General features: G+C 57.7%; 20 protein-coding genes. 16 read left to right on the plus strand and 4 right to left on the minus strand.

Going from position 1 to position 21,765, the window contains the following annotated elements; all coding sequences use genetic code 11:
* The first annotated feature begins 107 nt into the window (after positions 1 to 107).
* The 3 genes from ACTJJ7_RS24365 to ACTJJ7_RS24375 all read left to right on the plus strand — a co-directional run bounded on the left by ACTJJ7_RS24365 (position 108) and on the right by ACTJJ7_RS24375 (position 2,846).
* Complete coding sequence (locus tag ACTJJ7_RS24365) at positions 108 to 941, plus strand: enoyl-CoA hydratase/isomerase family protein (protein WP_440969111.1); 834 nt, start codon at positions 108 to 110, stop codon at positions 939 to 941.
* A 167-nt stretch (positions 942 to 1,108) separates the two neighbouring features.
* The gene (locus ACTJJ7_RS24370) at positions 1,109 to 1,849 is read left to right on the plus strand and encodes an SDR family NAD(P)-dependent oxidoreductase (RefSeq protein ID WP_105737468.1); all 741 of its coding nucleotides are present in this window, start codon (positions 1,109 to 1,111) and stop codon (positions 1,847 to 1,849) included.
* Positions 1,850 to 2,429: 580 nt separating this feature from the next.
* On the plus strand, positions 2,430 to 2,846 hold the full coding sequence (locus ACTJJ7_RS24375) for a VOC family protein (RefSeq protein ID WP_440969112.1): 417 nt from the start codon (positions 2,430 to 2,432) through the stop codon (positions 2,844 to 2,846).
* A gap of 148 nt (positions 2,847 to 2,994) precedes the next feature.
* On the opposite strand, the gene ACTJJ7_RS24380 is transcribed toward ACTJJ7_RS24375, so the two are convergent.
* Together ACTJJ7_RS24380 and ACTJJ7_RS24385 are read right to left on the minus strand one after the other, a co-directional pair.
* Positions 2,995 to 4,497, minus strand: a complete 1,503-nt coding sequence (locus tag ACTJJ7_RS24380; protein ID WP_440969126.1) for an alginate export family protein — start codon at positions 4,495 to 4,497, stop codon at positions 2,995 to 2,997.
* A 322-nt stretch (positions 4,498 to 4,819) separates the two neighbouring features.
* A complete protein-coding gene (locus tag ACTJJ7_RS24385) occupies positions 4,820 to 6,625 on the minus strand; it encodes an amidohydrolase (protein WP_440969113.1) in 1,806 nt (601 codons plus the stop codon).
* A gap of 251 nt (positions 6,626 to 6,876) precedes the next feature.
* On the opposite strand from ACTJJ7_RS24385, the gene ACTJJ7_RS24390 reads away from it, so the two are divergent.
* The 9 genes from ACTJJ7_RS24390 to ACTJJ7_RS24430 all read left to right on the plus strand — a co-directional run bounded on the left by ACTJJ7_RS24390 (position 6,877) and on the right by ACTJJ7_RS24430 (position 16,101).
* On the plus strand, positions 6,877 to 7,785 hold the full coding sequence (locus ACTJJ7_RS24390; RefSeq protein ID WP_105737743.1) for a LysR family transcriptional regulator: 909 nt from the start codon (positions 6,877 to 6,879) through the stop codon (positions 7,783 to 7,785).
* Positions 7,786 to 8,848: 1,063 nt separating this feature from the next.
* The gene (locus ACTJJ7_RS24395) at positions 8,849 to 9,190 is read left to right on the plus strand and encodes a hypothetical protein (protein WP_440969114.1); all 342 of its coding nucleotides are present in this window, start codon (positions 8,849 to 8,851) and stop codon (positions 9,188 to 9,190) included.
* A gap of 578 nt (positions 9,191 to 9,768) precedes the next feature.
* Positions 9,769 to 10,332, plus strand: coding sequence for an FMN reductase (gene msuE, locus ACTJJ7_RS24400; protein ID WP_440969115.1), 564 nt, complete (start codon positions 9,769 to 9,771; stop codon positions 10,330 to 10,332).
* A gap of 5 nt (positions 10,333 to 10,337) precedes the next feature.
* Positions 10,338 to 11,477: an acyl-CoA dehydrogenase family protein gene (locus ACTJJ7_RS24405; protein ID WP_440969116.1), complete on the plus strand. Its 1,140-nt coding sequence runs from the start codon at positions 10,338 to 10,340 to the stop codon at positions 11,475 to 11,477.
* A gap of 27 nt (positions 11,478 to 11,504) precedes the next feature.
* On the plus strand, positions 11,505 to 12,632 hold the full coding sequence (locus ACTJJ7_RS24410) for an LLM class flavin-dependent oxidoreductase (protein WP_105737741.1): 1,128 nt from the start codon (positions 11,505 to 11,507) through the stop codon (positions 12,630 to 12,632).
* A 52-nt stretch (positions 12,633 to 12,684) separates the two neighbouring features.
* Positions 12,685 to 13,716 carry an ABC transporter substrate-binding protein gene (locus ACTJJ7_RS24415; RefSeq protein ID WP_105737456.1) on the plus strand — a complete coding sequence of 344 codons (1,032 nt, stop codon included), beginning with the start codon at positions 12,685 to 12,687 and terminating at the stop codon, positions 13,714 to 13,716.
* Between the two features lie 15 nt (positions 13,717 to 13,731).
* Positions 13,732 to 14,751 (plus strand): ABC transporter permease, encoded by a 1,020-nt coding sequence (locus tag ACTJJ7_RS24420; protein ID WP_105737454.1) that lies wholly within the window; start codon positions 13,732 to 13,734, stop codon positions 14,749 to 14,751.
* The gene (locus tag ACTJJ7_RS24425) at positions 14,745 to 15,545 is read left to right on the plus strand and encodes an ABC transporter ATP-binding protein (RefSeq protein WP_105737452.1); all 801 of its coding nucleotides are present in this window, start codon (positions 14,745 to 14,747) and stop codon (positions 15,543 to 15,545) included. The genes ACTJJ7_RS24420 and ACTJJ7_RS24425 overlap by 7 nt, the downstream gene beginning before the upstream one ends.
* Before the next feature lie 34 nt (positions 15,546 to 15,579).
* Positions 15,580 to 16,101, plus strand: a complete 522-nt coding sequence (locus ACTJJ7_RS24430; protein ID WP_105737450.1) for a hypothetical protein — start codon at positions 15,580 to 15,582, stop codon at positions 16,099 to 16,101.
* Positions 16,102 to 16,147: 46 nt separating this feature from the next.
* Here the strand turns inward: ACTJJ7_RS24430 and ACTJJ7_RS24435 are convergent, their stop codons facing one another.
* Together ACTJJ7_RS24435 and ACTJJ7_RS24440 are read right to left on the minus strand one after the other, a co-directional pair.
* On the minus strand, positions 16,148 to 16,666 hold the full coding sequence (locus ACTJJ7_RS24435) for a cupin domain-containing protein (protein WP_105737448.1): 519 nt from the start codon (positions 16,664 to 16,666) through the stop codon (positions 16,148 to 16,150).
* A 24-nt stretch (positions 16,667 to 16,690) separates the two neighbouring features.
* Positions 16,691 to 17,290 (minus strand): peroxiredoxin-like family protein, encoded by a 600-nt coding sequence (locus ACTJJ7_RS24440; RefSeq protein ID WP_440969117.1) that lies wholly within the window; start codon positions 17,288 to 17,290, stop codon positions 16,691 to 16,693.
* A 434-nt stretch (positions 17,291 to 17,724) separates the two neighbouring features.
* Here ACTJJ7_RS24440 and ACTJJ7_RS24445 point away from each other — a divergent pair, with 434 nt between their 5' ends.
* The 4 genes from ACTJJ7_RS24445 to ACTJJ7_RS24460 all read left to right on the plus strand — a co-directional run bounded on the left by ACTJJ7_RS24445 (position 17,725) and on the right by ACTJJ7_RS24460 (position 21,734).
* Positions 17,725 to 19,059, plus strand: coding sequence for an LLM class flavin-dependent oxidoreductase (locus ACTJJ7_RS24445; RefSeq protein WP_440969118.1), 1,335 nt, complete (start codon positions 17,725 to 17,727; stop codon positions 19,057 to 19,059).
* Entirely contained in the window at positions 19,028 to 20,080 is a 1,053-nt protein-coding gene (locus ACTJJ7_RS24450; RefSeq protein ID WP_245421231.1) for an ABC transporter substrate-binding protein, read from the plus strand. Before ACTJJ7_RS24445 ends, ACTJJ7_RS24450 begins: the two co-directional genes overlap by 32 nt.
* Positions 20,081 to 20,157: 77 nt before the next feature.
* Positions 20,158 to 20,970 (plus strand): ABC transporter permease subunit, encoded by an 813-nt coding sequence (locus ACTJJ7_RS24455; RefSeq protein WP_245421230.1) that lies wholly within the window; start codon positions 20,158 to 20,160, stop codon positions 20,968 to 20,970.
* Positions 20,943 to 21,734, plus strand: a complete 792-nt coding sequence (locus ACTJJ7_RS24460) for an ABC transporter ATP-binding protein (protein WP_105737440.1) — start codon at positions 20,943 to 20,945, stop codon at positions 21,732 to 21,734. Before ACTJJ7_RS24455 ends, ACTJJ7_RS24460 begins: the two co-directional genes overlap by 28 nt.
* The last annotated feature ends 31 nt before the right edge of the window (positions 21,735 to 21,765 follow it).

Here is a 21,765-nt window from a genome sequence, read left to right on the forward strand (position 1 = left end):
TGGGATGCTTCAGGTGCGTAATTGACGCTAGGTATGCAATGAATACTTTAGAGTCAATGGCGCGGAAGATCAGGGCCATAGTTTCCCGAAGAACAGAGACCTTACGTATGACAGACACAGATTTCAGCCGGCTCCGGGTCTCCCGGGCAGACGGTATAGCCACAATCACGCTCGACAATCCGCCGGTAAACGTTCTCAATGTTCCATTGATGAGCGAGATTCGCCGCTTTCTTCTCTCCGTTCGTGATGATCCCGACACGCGCGTGCTGGTTTTCCAGAGCGCGGACCCCGAGTTCTTCATTGCCCATGTCGACATGACATTGATCGACGAACCACATGCCTTTGACGAGATTGCCAGCGAGGCTCCGGAAGGCCTTAACCCGTTCCAGGCGTTCGGCGAGCTCCTGCGAAAGCAGCCGCAGGTGACGATTGTCAAGCTCGCCGGGCTTGCACGCGGCGGCGGCGCGGAGTTCGTCGCGGCGGCCGACATGACATTTGCTGCCGAAGGCCGGGCGGGACTTGCCCAATGCGAGGCATTGATGGGCATCACGCCGGGCGGCGGCGCCACCCAGTATCTGTCATCACGGATGACGCGCGGCCGCGCCCTCGAAGTGATCCTTGGCGCCGATCTCATCGATGCGGCGACGGCGGAACGCTATGGCTGGATCAACCGGGCATTGCCGGCCTCCGAGCTTGATGGCTTCGTCGACCGGTTGGCGCGCAACATCGCCGCGTTACCCGAAGGTATCATCGCCGCCGCTAAAAAGGCGGTGCCTCCCGTAAACCTGCGGGAAGGCTTCAGTCGCGAGCACGACGCTTGGGCGGGGCTATTCGCACGTCCTGCAGCCGAGAAGCTTATCCGGGGTGGGCTTAAGGCAGGAGCACAGACCAAGGACGGCGAGCGAAATCTGGAAGGTCTGCTCCGTGAGCTGCGCGCTTGACGCCACGGCTTCGCCCGACGTTCCGCCCTTTGCAACACAGTTCAGCACTTCTCGATACTAAAAGACGTTAATGGGGAACATTAAGTTAGAGACAGGCGCTCGAGCGCCTGTCGCACCTTGCGCGAACCATTTGGGCTTGGGTCGACTACGTAGAAAAGGAAGAACATATGATTGATCTGAACGGGAAACGTGCATTGGTAACCGGAGGGTCGCGGGGCATCGGTGCTGCGATCGCATTGGCCTTGGCCGAGAACGGCGCTGACGTGGCGTTTACGTATCAGCGCTCGGCTGAAAAAGCTGACACGGTGGCCAAATCCATCGAGAGTACGGGGCGTCGCGCGGTTGCTATTCAAGCGGACAGTGCCGATCCTGAGGCGATCACGCGCGCAGCCAGCGATGCCATCACGGCGCTTGGCGGTCTCGATATTCTCGTCAACAGCGCGGCGATCGGTCACTCCGGAGCGATCGCCGACCTTGATGTGGCTGAATATCAAACGCTGATGGACGTCAACGTGCGAGCGCCAGTGCTGTTCGCGAAGGCTGTCATTCCGCATCTTTCCGCTGGCGGGCGCATTATCTCTGTCGGATCGGGTCTCGGCGAGCGGGTTCCCTTCCCGGGCGTAACGGCTTATGCGATGTCCAAGGCGGCACTCACCTCTTTCACCCGCGGACTGTCGCGCGAACTTGGCCCGAACGGCATTACCGTAAACCTCGTGCAGCCCGGATCGGTGGATACGGACGCAAATCCGGCGGACGGTGCGGCCGCTGACTTCCAGCGGAGCCTCACGTCGCTGGGGCGTTTCGGCGAGCCACGCGAAATCGCGAATGCCGTGGTCTTTTTGGCAAGTCCCGCCGCGAGCCTGATTACGGGTGCCATCCTGACCGTTGACGCGGGCGCAATAGCCTGATTGCGCTCAATCTTCCGTATGCCGAGGGCGAACGTCCGATTTCGGGTGCTTCCCAGAATGGGCCATGACATCCTTGATCGGCCTGCCGTCCTGCCTCTTGCAACGGAGTTTCGCATTTGGGGAGACTATGCTGCCGGTACATGCAGGACTAACCTGCCGCCATGAACTCTAGTGAGCGCCGCGACCGCACCTGAAAAGAAGGCGGTGAAGCTTTGGTGGAGGTGCGTATAGGGCCGACAAATGATCCCGCAGTTCTGGAGGGTTTCCCCGTCGAATGTGTCGTCGCCATCGGCAACTGGCGACAAAACCGGTTGCCCCGGGGATCCGTGGACGCGCGTGCGTAGCCTGCGTAAGCCGCTCTCGGAAGTGGCGTTCAATGGGACCGTGCAAAGCAAGGCGGTTCCCGCCTTTCCTCGTGAGTGGGAAGGGTTGCTGCAACCGCGTCGGAGGAGGAGGGGTGGGCGACCTGTCTTGGGAGGTACGAACTTCGTTTCCGGCAGGATACTTAGTGCCTCAACCATAATAGCGATGGTATCTCGAACCGGAGTTGGAACGAGAAAACTAAAACCCGGGAAATTACATGGCAAATTTCGTCCCTCGCCTCCATCATGTCGGTGTCGTTGTCCACGACCTGCAGGCTAGTCTAGACTGGTATCGCAATAATCTTGGCTTCGAGCATCAATACAGTTTCACTCTGCCTGGCGCGCAGGTGGCCATGCTCGTTCGCGGCGAAGCTCGGCTGGAAATCTTTCAAGTCGATGGTGCGGCCCCCATGACAAACGAGCGAGAAGAAATCGAAACATTCCTGAAACTCGGCGGCGTCAACCATTTCGCGCTCAATGTTGATGACCTGGAAGAGACTGTAGCCGCACTGGCGGCTAAGGGTGTTAAAATCGTTATACCGCCGTCCTCCGTCCCCAACCATGCCGGCGATCGCTTCGCTTACATACGAGACAATGAGAGAATGCTGGTCGAGTTGTTTCAGTCGGCGCCTTGAGAATGGGTGCTCTGATTTCAGCCCCAGAATGCCTATCCAGCTTTCCTCACTGTGCAACACCGTGTCGACATATGAGACGACCAATCCATCGTCCCCAGATGTTTGGCACGGCGAAAGGCCGGTATTGGTGCGTATGGCGGTGCACTCGCTACCATGAGTATTTCAATTCCGCTCGAACATAGTTGCTGTCACGGCCTCCGGCGTCGCGAAGCGCCGAGCCGACCTGGTAATGGACCGCCTCCAGTGACCCCGTAAGATTGGGATTGAAGCGATAGTCCGCCTTCGCCTGCAAATAGGCTCCGGTCCATGCCGGCCCATGACCCGCCGTGCCGGCCACGGGAATGCTTGGCAGGGTGTAGACGGCGTCCTGTGTTGTCTGTCGCCAGAGCAGTCCGACCCCGGCCATCAGGGTTAGGTTTTCTGTCGGCTGAATGGTGACCGATGGTTTGATGTGGACGAGGTTGGCGTATCCGGTATGACCACCGAGCGAGAAATAGAAGCCGTTCGGAAACAGCGGATTGAAGGTGCTAAGCGTGCCATCACTTGCGTCCCGGTCGCCGGACGCCACGTCGAACTGCAGACCGATTCGCGGCGACCAGGTGAGTTCCTCGAAGGTGTAGCCAGTCCTCGCACCAACGGCCCATGCCAGAATGTCGGCTGAGCCGACCTTGCCAACCTGTCCCATCGCTTCCGCATCCCAGTCGAAGCCGGCATGTTTGCCAGCCGTCCGGATATTGAGGATGTGCCTGTCCTCCTCACCCGACGCAGTGAGAAAGATGGCGTCCTTGCGCTGATAAAGCGCGTAATAGGCCGACGCCTTGATCGTCGGCGAGAGCTGCCACTCAACGCGCGCGCCGCTGAACATTGCATCGCCGTTTGATCGATCATCGAAAGGGCGGTCATCGCGATACTGAACAGGCCGGCTGACAAGACCATAGAGGCGCCATGCATCCGTCTCCCACCCGGCCCAGACAGCGTCGAATGACTGGCGGACATTTGGCCCATCGCGCGTTGAAACGAACCGCTCGAGGTCAAACGCGAAGTCTTGGCGGCCGACCCTTGCCGTGAACGTTCCGGCGTCAGTCTCCTGCGTATAGCCGACGAATGCTTGCCGAAGGTCAAACCGGTTTGCGTCGTTAGGGCCGACCACCGTCTTGTCGAAGGCACGCACATCCTCGAACTGCGTGAACACTTGCCAGTTTTCATTCAGGTGAGCGTCGATATGGAACTGCGCGCGCTGTAACCAGTAAGAGTCTCTGGGGTTCGCACCCACGGTCCCGAAAGCTGGCGCATCACTGACTTCGAAGATTTCGCGTAGATTGAGCCCGAGCGAGACGTAGCTGTTGGGATTAGAGGGAAACAACGGAATGTATTTCAAACTGTCCAGCGGCTGAGTCCGCAGTTTCGGATTCGCGAGCATCGACCAGTCCTCCCGCGACCGGTCGGCTTTTATCGAGGGCCTCTCCTGCGTCAAGCGAGTATCATCAGCAAGGGCTGATCGGCAGTCCCATTGAGCAAAGGACAGGGCAGCAAGCGAAAGCAGCAGTAACTGCGCTCTGGATACGGACCGAAGACCAAGTGTTGTTGAAAGACGCGAGGTGGCGAAACTCCGTCGGTCAATCGTCTGCTCGCTTTTCAACCTTCGGCACATGGCCACGTCCTGTGTCAGGGTTTCATGGGTGATCTCCGCCGTCGGCCACTCGCACGGCGAAGTACGGGGCCGTTTGGGACGGGATGAATAGGCTGGAGCCAACGCGGCAGTTCGAGACGCCTCGTCCGCGCGCTCATCAACCCTGCTTTCAAACAGCGAGCGCTCTTGGTCGTTTGCACTCGCGTCTCGAGCAACTGCTGACCACACATTCAGGCGATGGTGCTTCCAACGCAGTAGGGAACGGCCACGCGGCGAAACCGGAATCCAACGAGCTTCTTCAACGGAACTTTTGGGGAGAGCGGAGAGAACCTTTCCGCGAGGTTCATTTTTCCACATGATAGCTGCCGAAGTATTTTAAGGGTGACCAAGCTGGAAGGATTTCGGGCAGTTTTGGCGATAGAGCGCTATAGTCCTGTGCGCCGTACACGACCTTTCCGTCCATAATGGTTAGGACAGACGAGATAGAGCTGATTTGCTCTTCCGGCACAGTGAAGTAATCCTTGTTGAGAACGGCGAAGTCTGCCAGATTTCCGGGGGCGATTGTGCCTAGCTCGGCTTCTGCATTCATGAACCAGGCTGCCCCACTGGTGAACAGCGTCAGCGCTTCGGCGCGGGAGAGCCGGTTGTTCTCGGCAAGAACCTTCGATCCGGACACGGACTTGCCGGACACCATCCAGCTTATACCGACCCAAGGGTTGAACGTGGCTGCCCGGAAAGCGTCGGTGGTCATCGCCAGTGGGATGCCGCTATCCACGAGTTTGCGCAGAAGCGGCGTCTCCAACGCCTTCTCGCGACCATATGTCTTGATGAAGCCATCGGCGTGCAGCGCCATCTTGGCGTCCAGGGCGATGCCGCCCCCCAGCTTCTTCACCCGATCGATGTTCACCGCGCTGATGGTCTCCGCATGCTCGAGACTCCATTTCAGGCCATCGAGCGGTATCGTTTCGTTCACCTTCTCAAGGGCATCGAGAAAGGGCGAGATGTTCTCGTTGTAGCTAACGTGCATGCGGAACGGGATGCGCCGCTGGACGAGCTTCATCACATCCTGCTCGACGAAGCGCCGCATCTTCGCAGGCTCGATGATGACCGCCGGACGGTCGAAGTTCTCGTGATCATGTACTTCCCCGCTCAGAACCTCCCCGGCGCCTCGATATTCGTGGCCATGTGCCAGGCTGGGGTGCAGGTTTTGTCCTGGACTTATCGGCGCCGTTTTCGTGATCGCCTCGATTTCCAGATCCACCATGTTTACTGGCCCACCGGTGCCGAGTTGCAAGTCCACAAAAGGCATGCGCACATTGAGGCGGTTGTCTCGTGCAAGCACGTTTACTCTTGCCTGTGCCTCCGGGTAGGGCCAGCTGCCGCCGTTGTCGATGATCGAGGTCACGCCGAACCGGTTCAGACCGTGAATGCTGTAGATCAACGAACTCACCTGTTCGTCGAACGTGGGCTGCGGCACCATGCTCTCGAGGGCAAGGAACAACCAGGTATAGCCGTGGACCACACCGGTGGGATTGCCATGGCTGTCCTGTTCGAATTCGGTGTCTGGCACCTTTGGGAACCGGTCGGTACCTACGCCAAGCGCCCCCATCGCCTGCTTGTTCAAGAAAGCTTGGTTGTAAGCATATTGCACGATCATGGGGCGATCGGGCACGGCGCTGCGCAATTCGTCCAGTGTGGGAAAGCGGTTCTCCTCAAATTGGTAGGGGGACCAGCCTCCGATCACTTTGACCCATTGGCCCTTCGGCGTGCGTGCGGCCTGCTCGCTCAGCATCGCCAATGCCTCACGCAGCGTCGGGACGCCATCCCATCGAACGTTGTAGCTATAGGCCAGATCGTTGAGAACATGGATATGGGCATCTATGATGCCGGGGATCAGTCTGCGGCTGCGAGCATCAATAATCTCGGTGTTGGAATTCTTCAAATCGAGAATGTCCACATCAGAGCCGACGGAGTAAATACGGCCTTGCTTGACGGCCAAAGCCGAAGCTTCGGGGTGAGCTTGATTGCCGGTGAAGATCTTTGCGTTGTAAACGATCAGATCCGCACCGGGTTGTTCTTCCGTGGTTTGTGCCTGAGCCGCAGAGAAAGAAGAAATCGTCACAAAAGCGATGAATAGTGTTTTGAACATTTTACCCCGTTCGACTGATTTTACGAATTGCGCTCATGCGCAAGCCGGCTCCTTACGGACGCATGCGATGGACGCAGAAGTGAGTTGAAGCTGATAGAAAGATTATGGAATAGATCCTATATTGGCGGTTCGTGAGGCACGCTTTGAGGATGCCTTCAAGGGAGAGTCAGCCGTAGCGAAATTGTCACTCTCTTCTTTGCCTTGGTAGCCCTCGGTCGTGTGAAGCCATGTTGCAGAATAAGGAACGCCTTGTGGAAATTGAGGATCTAAGAATATTCGTCGAAGTTGCTGATGCAGGCGGAGTATCATCCGCCGCGCTGCGACTGGGCATCTCCAAGTCGATGGTCAGCCGGCGGATCACCAGGCTCGAGGACCAACTCGGCGCACAGCTATTTGCAAGGACGACCCGCGGTATAGCGCTCACGGAAGCAGGCGCCACATTTCGCGATTACGCAGCCAAGACCTCCGCCGAATTGGATCTGGTGCGGGAAACGATCCTGCCCGCCGGTGAGCTTCGAGGTCGCATGCGCGTAGCCGCGCCACTGTCATTTGGTCCGACCTATTTTGCCCCCATCCTCTCCCAGATGGCTAGTCGACACCCGCAGCTACAAATCCTTTCTTCTTATACTGATCGCTTCGTGGATCTCGTGGGAGAGGGTTTTGATTGTGCAATACGGCTGGGACATCTATCGGATTCGAGCCTCGTCGCAAGACGTGTTGGACCGATCTTTGGCAAGCTGGTTGCAAGTCCTGCCTATATCGAAGCTCACGGTGCTCCCGAAACACCGGATGAGATTGTGAAGCACCCGGTCGTTATGCGGGACGCAGAGGTGTGGCAATTCATAGATGGCGACAAGATCGTCACTGTACGTCCCCAGGGACGTTTCATAGCTGATAACGCAATGTCTCTCGTGGCGGCCGCTCTGGACGGCCTTGGGGTCGCCTATCTGCCAGAACCGCTGGTCGCGGATCATATTAGTTCGGGTGCGCTGGTGCCAATCATGACGTGTCATCCGATTCCGCCAGCCGGTATCTTCGTCGTGAGGCCGCCCGGACAGTATCCCTCTCGAAAAGTGCGAACCCTCACTGAGATGCTTGTCGAACGATTTGGAACGCCGTTCGTTAGCGAGGGGAAGCCGGCTACCGACAAGATATTTTAACGATCGGGGCAGGGTAGTAACATTCCTTGCATTGAGGGCGTGAGACCCGACTGAAGCGAGAACGATGAAACCGCGCTAGCAAAATATTGCATAGCGGTCCCGCATGGCCTCTGCATGGCGCGTACACCTGCCGGAAACACTAGCGCTAAATCATGAGGTCGTTCGCACCACTGTCTGCCGCGGAAAGAGTATCCCTCCAGAAGATGTTTCCACTCCGCTAACAACGAGTGGAGCATCATACCCTGCCGGATACCATATCCCTAGCTTCGCGTGCAGCCTTGAAGCTGATTCAGGCAGAAACGGGAGCAAGCAGCAAGCGACGATGGCGAGCCCATGGACCTGCTCCGCCAGAGCCACACCAGACGATCCGAAATTCTTTGCCGCTCCGTATGGTCGAGCTCGCCGAGCAGGGCCTCGGCATCAGACCAGGGCGCTTTCCGCGTAAACTCCCTGTTCGCGAACAAGGGCACTGTCGGGAACCGCTGGCGTCACGCCGGAAAAGGACGACGCCAGCAATGTGAGAACCCGATTGACAAGATTCCCAAGCTGGCCGCCGAGTTTATCCATCCTGGCGCGTTGGACCGGGTGATCGCAGGGTGTGGTGTTTCCCATTCCGAGCAGACAGGCGGCGCGTGTTCCGCCTTTGGTGACGGTGTATTACGAATACCAGGACTACCCAACCTATGACGGCAACGGTACCCAACCGCGTTGAAAGGTTGATCGACAGATGAGGGTATCTCAGGTCGTGACCCGGTTGGCCGAACACGTGATATCAGAAGGCGAATGGCGAGGGAGCCCAGCAGCACCTCGGAAGGAAGGGAACGCCGGAAGGCTGTTCACAAAGAAGCGGGTGAATAGCAGCAACAGACACTCTCTCGACGCAGAACTTGGCGTTGACGACTATTCTTCGCGTGTTGGCCGATCAGGCACGTGCCTCGGATAGGCGGATCAGGGTTCGCGAGTTTATGCGGAAGGCAAGAACTATCTGTCAGTTCTCACCACTCGCCAGAGTAGGCGATGTGGCAGCGCAGTTGAAATACATTAACAATCCACGAGGTAAACAATGACAAATAATGGACATGATCTTACGTCGGCTGGAAGCGAAGTCGCCGACGTCATCAACCGTGCAAACAGGAAGCTGGCTGCTGCAGTTTCGTTGGTGTTGGAAAGTGCGGTCAAACAGGCTGCCGATGACATGCGAGCAATCGGCCAGGAGGATGCGACGCCGGTGCTGCAATATTTTGCGTTCGGCGTTTATCAACAGATGTATTGTTTGATATGTGGTGCGGACCCGGAGACTTTTAATGGAGGCGATCCGGATATCGCCTACCACCTTATCCGTAACAGCCAGAACATTGCTAAGGACTATTGGTCGGCGGACATCGAGCCTTATCCAGCCAAATGAGAATAGAATTTATCATCAGGTGTTAAGCACCGGCATTCGCTATCTCAACGAGCCGTTGCAGATCTTTCGATCTCCCCGTTTGCGTTCCTTGTTACAGGACACAGTTTCACGCGCGGCGATACTACCGTGACGCCCGATCCAAAGGTAGAAGAGGGCTATGCGCACGGGGGTTGCAGCGCTTCGCACTCATTCGCTACCGGTGACATCAACAGAAGGTTTACCCATAACCTGTGCAACACTTCTCCTGGCCTGGTTTAGGAACGCTGCGACAGCATCTGTTACCACCTACACGGGATGTCGCAGCATCGGCACTGTCACAAGATTGCACGGTCCCAAAAATGCCTGATGGATGTTGAGCGAACCTATATCGGTGCTGCTCTGGATGTCACCGGATTCGATCTGCCGCGTTGTTGGCAGGCGAGTGACCAAACAGCGTCCCATCTTCTGGCCGCGATTGAGAAAAATATACCAGTATCGGCGCGCAGTTCAGCGTCTGCTTTCTTTTTAATCTCTATTACTTTGGTAGTGTTAATGGATGGCCGTGTTAGCGGCAGCATCTGTTATCAGGGATATCGCTCATGCCCAATCCGACTGTCGTGGGTGTCTCCGGCAATTTCCATCGTCCTTCCAAGACAAGATCGCTCGTCACCAACCTAGTCGGGCGGATCGCCAATCGATATGGTCTGACGTCTGAAGTCTATGACCTGATCGATGTGGGAGACTCCCTCGGCTCTGCCCGGCATGCCAGTGAACTTAGTCCTGCCGCCACAACCATTCTCCACCGTGTCGTGACGGCCGATATCCTTGTGGTCGGTACACCGACCTATAAGGGCAGCTATACCGGGCTCTTCAAGCATTTCATCGATTTGTTCGAGCCGCTCGCCCTGCAGGGCAAACCAATCCTGCTGACCGCCACAGGCGGCAGCGATGGGCATGCGCTGATTGTCGAACATCAGTTGCGGCCTTTGTTTGGTTTCTTCATGGCGCACACGCTCCCGACAGGCATCTTTGCCGTCGACCGCGACTTCCTCAATCATGAGATCGTTGCCGAACATATCAACGCCCGGATCGCCCAGGCGGTTGAAGAAGCCCGTCCCTTTGTCGGGCAGTCGGCGGGCCCGGCGATCAGTGCGGCGGAGTAGGTGCGATGACGCGGGCACTGACGCTTGGCGAGACAGCCCGAACGGTTGCAGCGGAATTTGCTGTGACTGCAAGTCTTGATGATGAAAGCGGTGCGTTCCCGCACGAGAACTTCCGGAAACTGCAGGAATACGGATTGCTGGCGCTGACCTCGCCGGTCACCTACGGTGGGCGGGGGGCCGGGCTTGGCGATGCTGCGACTGTGATCGGCGAAATCGCCAAGGGCGAACCATCAACCGCACTTATCCTCATCATGCAATACATCAACCTTGCAACGCTGCCGGGCGGGCGCTGGCCGGAACATCTGGTCCGGCGTGTGCTGGCTGATGCGGCGCAGCGTGGTGCACTTATCAATGCCTTGAGGGTTGAACCGGAGCTTGGAACACCAATTCGTGGCGGTCTTCCCGCCACGACAGCTCGTCGTACTGAAGAAGGCTGGTCACTGAGTGGCCGCAAGATCTATTCGACAGGCATTGCCGGACTCACCTGGTGCATCGTCTGGGGGCGGACAGATGAAGAAAGCCCGCGCGTGGGTGCTTTCCTGGTTCCGGCAAATGCCGATGGTATACGCATTGAGGAGACGTGGAACCCGCTCGGCATGCGCGCGACGGCAAGCCACGACGCGATATTTCAGGACGTCCGTATTCCCTTCGATCATGCGGTTGATATTCGTCCGCCCGAGCAATGGAAAGATCGCGAAGCCGGCCAAGCCGTGTGGATGGCAGTGCTGCTCGGTTCACTCTATGACGGTGTGGCGCGGGCTGCCCGGGATTGGCTCGTTCAGTTTCTCCATGACCGCAAGCCCGCCAATCTTGGCGCTGCCTTGGCGACGGTCCCTCGTATCCAGCAGGCCCTAGGTGAAATTGAGGAGCTGCTCGCCGCGAATGCGCGACTGCTCCGTTCGGCTGCACGCGATGCGGATACGGGTGAAGCTCCATCATCGCCTGAAAGCAATCTCCTCAAGCTGACCGTCACCGAGAATGCCATCTCCGCTGTCGAAAAAGCGTTGAGATTGACAGGGAACCACGGCATCAGCCGCAACAACCCGCTGGAACGTCATTACCGCAACGCTCTGTGCGGCCGCATCCATTCACCCCAGGAAGACACGGTGCGGATCGCTGCGGGGCGCGCTGCACTCGGTATCTGAGATCGTTCAATCGTTATGGAGGCCACCATGCCAGTGGAATTTATCGGTTTTGTCGGAAATGCCAACGGGTCGGAAACCATCCGCTCTACAGGCCAGGCACTTGACCTGAATTATATCGAGGCACTCGCGAAAGTGCAGGAAAACGGCGGTTTCGACCGCGTGCTTCTGGCCTTCAATTCGACGTCTCCCGAAAGCATTCTCGTCAGTCAGCACGTGACCAGCGTGACCAGGACGCTCAACGTCATGATCGCCCACCGTCCCGGCTTCACAGCGCCGACCGTCGCGGCACGACAGCTTGCAACTCTTGACCACATCAGCGGGGGGCGTGTCGGCGTTCATATCATCACCGGAGGCAATGACGTCGAACTGGCGCAGGATGGCGATCATCTGACGAAGGACGAGCGCTACGCACGCACGACGGAATATCTCGACATCGTTCGTCAGGAATGGACGAGCAAGGAACCATTCGATTATGACGGCCAGTATTACAAGGTCGACAAGGCTTTCGGCAGCATCAAACCGGTGCAGCCGGATGGTATTCCGGTCTATTTCGGCGGAGCATCCGATGCGGCTCTGCAAGTGGCCGGTAAACATGCGGATATCTATGCTCTGTGGGGTGAAACCCATGCGCAGGTGAAGGAACTGGTCCAGCGTGTTCACGAGGCAGCAGCGCCTTATGGTCGATCGCCGCGGTTCAGCCTCTCGCTGCGCCCGATCCTGGCGGAGACGGAAGAAGCGGCCTGGGCCAAGGCCAACGCCATTCTGGAAAAGGCCAGGGCTCTGATCGATGCCGGCAAGGTCCGCGATCCGAACAACCAGCGCTTCAACCAGATCGGAGGTCGGAGTCCGGCCAATGAGGGCTCAAAGCGCCTCTTGGCTGCGGCGGCGCAGGGCACTGTCCTCGACAAGCGCCTATGGACCGGGATTGCCGGGCTGACCGGCGCGCAGGGCAATACAACGTCATTGGTCGGGACTCCGGATCAGGTGGCGGAGGCATTCCTCGACTATTACGACCTTGGCATCACCACTTTCCTTATCCGCGGTTTCGATCCGATCGAGGATGCCTTCCATTACGGACGTGACCTCCTGCCGCGCGTGCGTGAGCTCGTGGCGCAGCGGGATACGGCGACCAAACATGCACAGGCGGCGGAGTAGACGCAGGCCGTCGCCGTTGGATTCAATCAGCACAATTTCAAGGAGATGGGAAATGGGGAATTTCACGCTTGACCGCCGCACATTGCTGCGCGGTGCCGGTGCATTGGGCTTGGCAGCGCCGTTCGGTTCCATGGCTCTGACCGGGCTTGCGGGAGCGCAGAACGCAGCAGCACCCGCAAAGGAACTGAAGAAGATCAAGTTTGCCACGAACGCTTCGGCGATCTGTCTCGCTCCTGTCTTTGTCGCCAAAGAGCAGGGGATCTTCGCCAAGTACGGCCTTGACGTCGAACTGGTGAATTTCGGTGCTTCGACCGAAGCGCTTCTCGAGGCCATTGCAACGGGCAAGGCCGATGGCGGGGTGGGGATGGCGTTGCGCTGGCTGAAAGCACTGGAACAGGGCTTCGACGTGAAAATCACCGCTGGTACCCATGGCGGCTGCTCGCGGCTCATCACACCGGCAAGCACCGGGTTGAAAACACTTGCAGACCTCAAGGGCAAATCCATCGGCGTTTCGGATCTGGCCAGCCCTGGCAAGAATTTCTTCTCGATCCTTCTTAACAAGGAAGGGATCAACCCCATCAGCGACGTCGAATGGCGGCAGTATCCGGGTGAGCTGTTGCAGGTCGCTGCCGAGAAGGGAGAGATCCATGCCATCGCCGACGGTGATCCGAAAGCATTCTTCTGGCTCCGGGACAACAATTATGTGCAGATCGCCTCGAATCTCGATCATGGTTTCGAAAAGCGGGTTTGCTGCATCGTCGGTCTGCGCGGCAGCCTGATCCGTGATGATTTGCCGACGGCCACGGCTCTGACGCGGGCATTGCTGGAAGCGCAGGACTGGACTGTTGCGAAGCCGGAAGACGCAGCCAAGGCATTCCTGCCGAATGCGCCAAAGGACAAATCGACCGATGACCTGATCGCGGTACTGCTCGCCCAGACGCACAACCACAATCCGACGGGTACCGATCTTAAGAAGGAGATCGCCCTTTACGCAGGTGAGCTGCGCGATGTGCAGGTTTTCAAACAGTCGACCGATCCGGATGCGTTTGCCGCCAAGGTCTACGCGAATGTCCTGTCAGCTTGACGAAAGGGGTAAGGCATGACCGCCATAGAGTCGAATGATACGGCGTTCTCGGCCGCTCGGGCAACTTCTGCCCAGTCGGGCAGGAGATCTGCCCGATTTTGGCGGACGGGTGCAGTTGCCGCCGCACTCTGGCTCGGTTCCGCGGCGGTTATAGAATTCTGGCCCGAGATCATTCCCGCGCCTTACGGGAGGGAGCTTGCGATCTTGTCGGTTCTTATCGCAGCGCTGCTCGTGCTGGTTCTGACCACAGGATTTCTCCTCGGCAAGACCGCGATCTGGGTTCGCTACTATGGTCCCTGGTTTGCCGTTGCGGCGGTAGGGCTTGGAATATGGGAAATGCTGACAGCCAAGCTTGCCGTGCTTCCGGTCCCATTTTTCTCGTCACCGCAAGGTATTCTGGAGGTCTATATCGATGATTGGGCACGCCTTGGCGAGAGTGTTCTTCATTCGGTTCTGCTGCTGGCCAAGGGGTATTTCTTCGGTGCGGTCGTCGGCTTCACAACCGGTGTCACCATCGGCTGGTCGAGGGCGGCGGGCTATTGGGTTCACCCCATCCTGCGGCTGATCGGGCCGCTCCCGGCAACGGCCTGGCTGCCGCTTTCCTTCTTTATCTTCCCCTCGAGCGGATCGGCGAGCGTCTTTCTCATCGCGCTGGCGACCGCATTTCCGGTGACGATCCTCACCTGGTCGGGCATCGCCAGCGTAAATCGTGATTATTACGATATTGCGCGCACGCTTGGGGCCAGTCGCTGGTTCCTTATCTTCAAGGTCGCCATTCCTGCCGCCCTGCCGCATGTCTTCGTCGGCCTGTTCATGGGGCTTGGGACATCTTTTGCAGTGCTGGTCGTTGCCGAGATGCTGGGCGTCAAGGCGGGCCTCGGCTGGTACCTGCAATGGGCGCAAGGCTGGGCCGCTTATGCCAACATGTATGCCGCGCTGATCGTCATGGCTTTGATGTGCTCGAGCCTTATCACCATCCTCTTCCGTATCCGTGACCGGGTACTTTCATGGCAGAAAGGGCTTGTCAGATGGTAGCGCTTGCCCCGTCCGATTTTCGAACACCGCCGAACTTGACCGGTGTTCAGGTGAATATCGGCGCCGTATCGCATCAGTTCGAACTCGAGGGTGCACCGCTGCCCGTTCTCGATAGGGTGAGCTTTGCGGTTGAACCGGGACAATTCGTGGCGCTGCTCGGTCCCTCCGGTTGCGGCAAGTCCACTTTGCTGCGGCTTCTCGCAGGTCTTGATCATCCGACCAGCGGTTCATTGCGGGTTGATGGCGAGGAGATCGGCGATCCGGATCCCTCGCGGATCCTGGTCTTCCAGGATCCGACGCTTTTCCCCTGGCGAACCGTCTGGGAGAATGTAGCTCTCGGGCTTGAAGCGCAGGGCATCATCAGGACCGGTGGTGACCGTGTGGATGCGGCATTGCGGCTCGTCGGTCTTGACGGTTTCGAAAAGGCCTATCCCCACCAGCTTTCGGGAGGCATGGCACAGCGCGTCGCACTTGCGCGCGCGCTGGTGAATGATCCGCGTCTGCTTCTCCTCGACGAACCGCTGGGCAAGCTCGACTCGCTGACGCGGCTCACCATGCAGGCGGAGCTGGTGGCTCTCTGGCAGAAGGCTGGAATGACCGCCATTCTCGTCACCCACGATGTCGAGGAAGCATTATTTCTGACCCAGCGCGTTCTCGTCTTCGGGCCCCGACCGGCACAGATCGTCGCCGATATTCCGGTGGATCTGCCCTATCCGCGTCATCGGGGCGATCCAAGACTTGGCGAATTGCGCCGTGTGGCACTCCAGCATCTTGGCCTTGCGGCCACCTGGTAGCCGGATGCCACTGACGCCGATCATAAACTCCAAAATGCCGATCATTGCCGGCGGCGCGATCGGCCTGCTGATCAGTTGCGGATTTGATAAGAGGCTGGGTTTCTCCGGTCTGAAGGACCGTTCGGTGCGGATACCATTGGTATCAAGCGATCTTGCAGCCACCTGTGTGGCTGCGGCAAAAGACGGGGACCCTCGTGCTGCCGCACGCCTGTTTCGTTTGATTGCGGAGGGGGGCGATCCGGGCCCTCTTCCGCCACCGAGGCTCAGGGCGACAATCCTTGTCGATCCGCCGCATGTTGGCGATGTCGCCATTACAATCGTTGATTTGGAGAAAGATGGACTACCCGCAGTCGATACAGTCGAGATCACCTTTGAGCTGGCAAAACCTTCATTCGGCCTCGGACCCTTTCGCCATACAATCACGCGTCACGGCGGCGGGTCTTTCACGGTGCCTCCTTTGACGGTTGCCATGAACGGCTTTTGGGCCGTGAAGGTCACTGTCATTGACGCTGCCGGATCAAATCTTGAGGCAACCAACGTGCTTGAGATTGTCTGAATGCCGTCCGCGTGAGATCGGACGGCCGGTCCACACAACGCCGTGCCTATCGATGAATGGGGTCTTTCCAAAGGACGCCTTCCGGCTTTTCCACCGGTTCAATATCAAGATTGACGACGACGGGGTCCTGGCCCGAACGCACAAGCACGCATTCGAGCGTCTCGTCTTCGCTCGCATTGATTTCCTGGTGCGGCACGTAGGGCGGCACGTAGATAAAATCGCCAGGCCCCGCTTCCGCGGTGAACTCGAGATGGTTGCCCCAGCGCATCCGGGCCTTGCCTTTCACCACGTAGATAATACTTTCGAGGTCCCCGTGGTGATGCGCCCCAGTCTTTGCATTGGCGTGGATCGTCACCGTGCCAGCCCAGATTTTCTCAGCGCCGGCTCGCGCATTGTTAATTGCAGTCGCGCGGTTCATGCCGGGTGTCTGGGCCGTATTGGGATCCAGCTGATTTCCGGGAATGACCTTTACGCCATTGTCACGCCAGTCGATCTCCTCATGCGAGTGGTCGTGATCGTGGCTATGGTCATGATGGTCATGATCGTGATGATGGTCTTTTGACAATGTAATTCTCTCGCTACTGCTGGTTCACGCGGCTGCACGTTCGCGGATCAGGTGGACGGCTTGAATAACGTTTTCAGGTTCGGTCCGGACAAGCCAGTCCGGACTGACATCGGCAAAACGGACGGTGCCTGTCTGGTCGATGACGATGGTTGCGGGCATCGGCAATTCCCATGTGCCCGTACCAGTGATATCGCCGATCGATGTTCCCTTCGCGAGAGCCGCCTGCCGGGATGGTTCGTCATAGCCGTAGAGGATACCCAATTTACGCGCGAGGTCGTTGCCGAAATCCGTTGCGACCAGAAAATCAAGATTGTGGCGTTCCTTGATGCCAACGAGACGCTCAGGCACCTGCGGACTGACAGCCACCAGAGTTGCACCCAACTCTTTAACCGCGGGAGCGAGATGGGCATTGTAGTAGGGCAGGGCGATATTGCAGGCCGGACATCCCTCGAAGCGGAAGAACACCAGAACCAATGGACCTGTCTCAAGGAGCCGACGAAGCGAAAGCTCCGCGCCTCCCACTTCCTTCAGTGCAAAGGCGTCAACCTTGTCTCCGGCTTTGACGAAACCGGACCGATCAGCCGTATCGACAAGCAGCTGGCGTTGATCAATGTTAATTCGCAAGGCCTGCGGCTCCATGGTTTTTGCGCGGTTAGACTGGAATTGCGCGAGTGTATGATTAAGGCTCTCTGGTTCTGACATTTGTTGTCGCTCCGGTTGCTTGGTCACGCAACAAAAATACGGTCTTTGGAACAGGAGCCACAGACAGGAATTTTTGCTTTGCCTGGGCGGGGCGAATATATCCTCCAGCCGCCTATGATTTGTTAGCAAGGTATTCCCTGGGCGTCAGTGGAGCGCATTGGCGCACATTCCGGACACTCGTTAGCCTTGGTGATCAATGTTTGCCGTTGGCGCGATCGGTAGCAATTATCTCCCGTATGCATGCTGAAATTGCAAATCCATATCTAACTCGACCAACTTAATCGTCTTAAGCTTCTCGTGGTTCTGACCGACGGTGCGAAGCTTGCGCCGGGTCGAAAACGATCAGGGAGTTTGCAATGGCGGATAGCCGGAAACTGAAGCTTGGATTCATGCTCCACGGAGTTGGCATGGGATGGGGCGATTGGCGTCACCCGGATTCCCAACCCGACGCAAGCACCAGCTTTGCATATTATAAAAGACAGGCACAACTTGCCGAACGCGCCAAGTTTGATTTCCTCTTTGTGGCCGACAGCGTCTTCATCACGGAAAAATCCAGCCCGCATTATCTCAATCGCTTCGAGCCGCTCACTATCCTTTCCGCACTTGCCGGGGCGACGTCAAACATTGGGCTCGTCGCCACGCTGACCGTCAGCTACAGCGAGCCGTTCAACGTGGCGCGGCAGTTTGCTTCCCTCGATCACATCAGCGGCGGACGGGCTGGCTGGAACGTCGTGACCTCCTGGCTTGAAGGCAGTGCCGCCAATTTCAGCAAGTCTTCCCATCTTGCCCATGACACACGTTATCGCCTTGCGGGAGAGTATCTTGATGTCGTGCAGGGGCTCTGGGATTCCTGGGAAGACGACGCGCTTGTTCACGACAAAGCCTCAGGCGTGTTCTTTAACCGGGCGAAGCTTCATACGCTTGATCATCACGGTGAATTCTTCCAGGTTAGAGGGCCTCTCAACATCGCCCGATCGGCGCAGGGTCAGCCAGTAATTTTTCAGGCCGGAGCTTCTGAAGACGGCAAGAATTTTGCTGCCGCCCGGGCCGACGCGATATTCGTCCATCACGAGAATCTTGAGGAAGGCAAAGCCTATTACCGGGACACCAAGAATAGGGCCGCCGGCCTTGGCCGTGATCCAAACGACTTGTTCATCCTGCCCGGGATTCGCCCTGTCATCGGATCCACTGAAGAGGAAGCGGAGCGCAAATACCGGGAGTTCGCCAATCTGACTTCTATCGAGAATGCCCTTTCCATGCTGGGCCGTCCTTTCAATGATTATAATTTTCTACAGCACGATCTTGATGGCGCATTCCCCGATATTGGGGCACACGGAGCCAACAGCAACCAAAGTGCGTCCAACAGGATTCTCGATACGGCGCGGAGAGAAAACCTTACCCTTCGGCAGGTGGTATTGCGCTTTGCAACGCCGCGAACAGAATTCGTCGGCACGCCAACCCAGGTGGCCGACGCGTTGCAGCGCTGGCTTGAGGGGCGTGGATCGGACGGATTTGTCATCAACGTTTCGCTGCCGAAGGAACTGGAAGTCTTTGTAGAGACGGTTGTTCCAATTCTTCAGGAACGTGGGATTTATCGCACCGAATATGAGGCCGAAACATTCCGCGGCAACCTTGGAATCCCCATCCCGGTCAACAGGTATGCCGCAGAGATTGCGGCCGCAGCCGAGTGAATTTCCCCTCTGGATATTTGACCCTAACGAAAGTCGAACCGCTATGACAACAGTCTCACGCCGTTATATCAATCTTGCCATCGCAGGCCTCGTCTCCGGGCTGATGCTCGGAACAGCGCCCTCAACATTCGCAGCTCAGGATCTGAGCAAGGTCACACTTCGTATTGGCGACCAGACAGGGGCTACGCGGGCAAAGCTGGAGGCCGCGGGCTTGCTGAAAGACGTGCCCTATCAGATTGAGTGGTCGGTCTTTCCTGCAGCCGTCAATCTTCATGAGGCCCTGAAGGCAAATGCCGTTGATATTGGGGGAGCTGCGGATTCCCCGACCGTCAGCGCAATTGCCGGAGGATCGAAAATCAAGGTAGCGGCTTACTTCACCAACGGTGGCCTCGGAAGCTCGATTATCATCCCTGCCGGAAGCCCGATCAAATCGATAGAGGACCTGAAGGGTAAGACGATCTCGCCAACAACACGCGGCAGTGTCGCCCATTATCTGACGCTTGGCGTCCTGAAAAAGGCCGGGCTTACCGTGAATGACGTGAAACTCGCGTTCCTGACGCCGACCGATGCGAGCGCCGCATTTCAGGCCGGAAGCATCGATGCCTGGGGAACCTGGGGCGTCTACAAGGCTCGCAGCATCGGTACGCTGAAAGCGACGGTGTTAATCGACGGCCCCGGCGTCAACACGGGAAACAATGTTCTAAGTGCAACCGACAAAGCGCTGGCTGATCCTGGTAAGGTTGCGGCGATTGCGGACTTTTCGGATCGCGTCGAGCGCGGCTACAAATGGTCGACGGAAAACAAGGATGCATTTATCGACTTTTACAGTGCTTTCACAAAGCAGGATCGGTCAACAATTGAAAGCATCTATCCTGACGAGGCGGCCTATAAGCGTGGCACGCTCGACGATGCCTTTGCTGCTTCGCTGCAGAACGTATTCGATACCTGGAAAGAAGCAGGTGTTCTCACCGGTTCGCTCAATCTGAGCAACTACGTCTATCGCGATCTTCCGACCAATTGACGGACTGGACGATGCGTTCGCTTCAGAGAGAGCCTATCCTGAATATTGGGCGGATAGACAGTGTTAACCCAAGAGGCATGACTGGACTACCGTTGCAAACAATCACACCGGCATCTGCAAGGCGTGGGAGTATTCCGCGCTGGGTGAGGCGTTTTTCCGGCCCGGTGCTTCTCGTGCTGATCTGGCATGTCGCCTCGGTCTCCGGAGTGTTGCCGGGCGAAATACTGGCGGGGCCGGCAACTGTCATTTCAAGCGCCGTCAAGCTGTTTGCGACGGGTGAGCTTCAAGAGGCAATGTGGATATCACTCAGACGTGCGCTCAGCGGACTTGCGATCGGAGGTACGATCGGTGTTACACTCGCGGTCGTGGCAGGTCTATTCCGGCTCGGCGAGGACCTGATCGATGCGCCAATGCAAATGTTGCGGACCGTCCCAAACGTTGCCCTTATCCCGCTCCTTATTATCTGGTTCGGCATCGGAGAGACCCCGAAGGTCGCGCTGATTGCGCTCGGTACTGCATTTCCTCTTTACCTGAATGTTTATGCGGGCATTCGCAATGTCGATTCAACACTGATCGAAGCGGGTCGCACACTTGGACTTTCGCGGCTGGCGATGATCCGCCACGTGATCTTGCCCGGAGCGCTCCCGAATGCACTTGTGGGGCTGCGCTATGCACTTGGCATTGCCTGGCTTGCGCTCGTCTTCGGGGAGCAGATTAATGCGACAGCGGGTATCGGTTATCTGATGGCCAACGCTCGCGAGTTTTTCCAAACGGATGTCATCGTCGTCTGCCTTGCGGTCTATGCGCTGCTTGGCCTCGCTGTCGATTTCATGGTCCGAACTCTAGAGAAGGTGTTCCTTGCATGGCGGCCAGCGTTCAACGGAACTTGAAAATTGTCGAAACCGAGACGCCAGTGGACGTTTTGGGTCGGGCAAAAGCGACCGATTTGGCAGTCAGAGTGCGCGGGCTCACGCGCCGCTTTGGCGAGCGCGAGGTATTAAAGGATCTCGATCTCGACATCGCGCCTGGTGAGTTCGTCGCGCTCCTCGGCGCGAGTGGTTGCGGCAAGAGCACGTTGCTACGGATACTTGCCGACCTTGATCGCGAAATGATCGGCGAGGTTGAAGTGCCTGTCCGGCGTGCGGTTGCCTTCCAGGCTCCTCGCCTGATGCCATGGAAGAACGTCTGGCGAAACGTGGTTCTTGGCTTACCTGGGCGGCCTGACCGGCAGCGGGCGCTCACGGCTCTTGAGGAAGTTGGTATCAGCCATCGGGCCGACCAATGGCCTAAGGTCCTATCGGGAGGTGAGGCGCAGCGCACGTCGCTTGCCCGCGCCTTGGTGCGCGAGCCTGATCTCCTTCTGCTTGACGAGCCATTCGCTGCTCTCGACGCCCTTACGCGCATCAAGGCACAGGATCTGGTCGGGGAACTGTGGCAGCGGCATGGCTGCGCAATCCTTCTGGTCACGCATGATGTGGAAGAAGCCGTTCTCCTCGCTGATCGCGTCCTGGTGATGAAAGATGGCGTCATTGCTCATGAGGAACACATAGCCATGCGTCGTCCGCGCGACGTTGCCGATCCGGCCTTCGCACGTATACGCGGCGATCTTCTGGACTGGTTGGGTGTGCGTCACGGAAAATACGACAATGATTAGGCTCTCCGAACCAAGGCTGGGGCCATTTGCA

It is taken from the genome of Phyllobacterium sp. 22229, from assembly GCF_052056495.1.
Lineage (GTDB): Bacteria > Pseudomonadota > Alphaproteobacteria > Rhizobiales > Rhizobiaceae > Phyllobacterium > Phyllobacterium myrsinacearum.

What these genes read in the sequence shown, in the direction of transcription:
- ACTJJ7_RS24395 (WP_440969114.1), top strand. Translation starts at nt 8,849, where the DNA reads ATGACAAATAATGGACATGATCTTACGTCGGCTGGAAGCGAAGTCGCC.
- msuE (WP_440969115.1), top strand. Translation starts at nt 9,769, where the DNA reads ATGCCCAATCCGACTGTCGTGGGTGTCTCCGGCAATTTCCATCGTCCT.
- ACTJJ7_RS24415 (WP_105737456.1), top strand. Translation starts at nt 12,685, where the DNA reads ATGGGGAATTTCACGCTTGACCGCCGCACATTGCTGCGCGGTGCCGGT.
- ACTJJ7_RS24385 (WP_440969113.1), bottom strand. Translation starts at nt 6,625, where the DNA reads ATGTTCAAAACACTATTCATCGCTTTTGTGACGATTTCTTCTTTCTCT.
- ACTJJ7_RS24405 (WP_440969116.1), top strand. Translation starts at nt 10,338, where the DNA reads ATGACGCGGGCACTGACGCTTGGCGAGACAGCCCGAACGGTTGCAGCG.
- ACTJJ7_RS24430 (WP_105737450.1), top strand. Translation starts at nt 15,580, where the DNA reads ATGCCGATCATTGCCGGCGGCGCGATCGGCCTGCTGATCAGTTGCGGA.
- ACTJJ7_RS24410 (WP_105737741.1), top strand. Translation starts at nt 11,505, where the DNA reads ATGCCAGTGGAATTTATCGGTTTTGTCGGAAATGCCAACGGGTCGGAA.
- ACTJJ7_RS24450 (WP_245421231.1), top strand. Translation starts at nt 19,028, where the DNA reads ATGCCGCAGAGATTGCGGCCGCAGCCGAGTGAATTTCCCCTCTGGATA.
- ACTJJ7_RS24365 (WP_440969111.1), top strand. Translation starts at nt 108, where the DNA reads ATGACAGACACAGATTTCAGCCGGCTCCGGGTCTCCCGGGCAGACGGT.
- ACTJJ7_RS24445 (WP_440969118.1), top strand. Translation starts at nt 17,725, where the DNA reads ATGGCGGATAGCCGGAAACTGAAGCTTGGATTCATGCTCCACGGAGTT.
- ACTJJ7_RS24425 (WP_105737452.1), top strand. Translation starts at nt 14,745, where the DNA reads ATGGTAGCGCTTGCCCCGTCCGATTTTCGAACACCGCCGAACTTGACC.
- ACTJJ7_RS24460 (WP_105737440.1), top strand. Translation starts at nt 20,943, where the DNA reads ATGGCGGCCAGCGTTCAACGGAACTTGAAAATTGTCGAAACCGAGACG.
- ACTJJ7_RS24375 (WP_440969112.1), top strand. Translation starts at nt 2,430, where the DNA reads ATGGCAAATTTCGTCCCTCGCCTCCATCATGTCGGTGTCGTTGTCCAC.
- ACTJJ7_RS24455 (WP_245421230.1), top strand. Translation starts at nt 20,158, where the DNA reads ATGACTGGACTACCGTTGCAAACAATCACACCGGCATCTGCAAGGCGT.
- ACTJJ7_RS24370 (WP_105737468.1), top strand. Translation starts at nt 1,109, where the DNA reads ATGATTGATCTGAACGGGAAACGTGCATTGGTAACCGGAGGGTCGCGG.
- ACTJJ7_RS24380 (WP_440969126.1), bottom strand. Translation starts at nt 4,497, where the DNA reads ATGTGCCGAAGGTTGAAAAGCGAGCAGACGATTGACCGACGGAGTTTC.
- ACTJJ7_RS24420 (WP_105737454.1), top strand. Translation starts at nt 13,732, where the DNA reads ATGACCGCCATAGAGTCGAATGATACGGCGTTCTCGGCCGCTCGGGCA.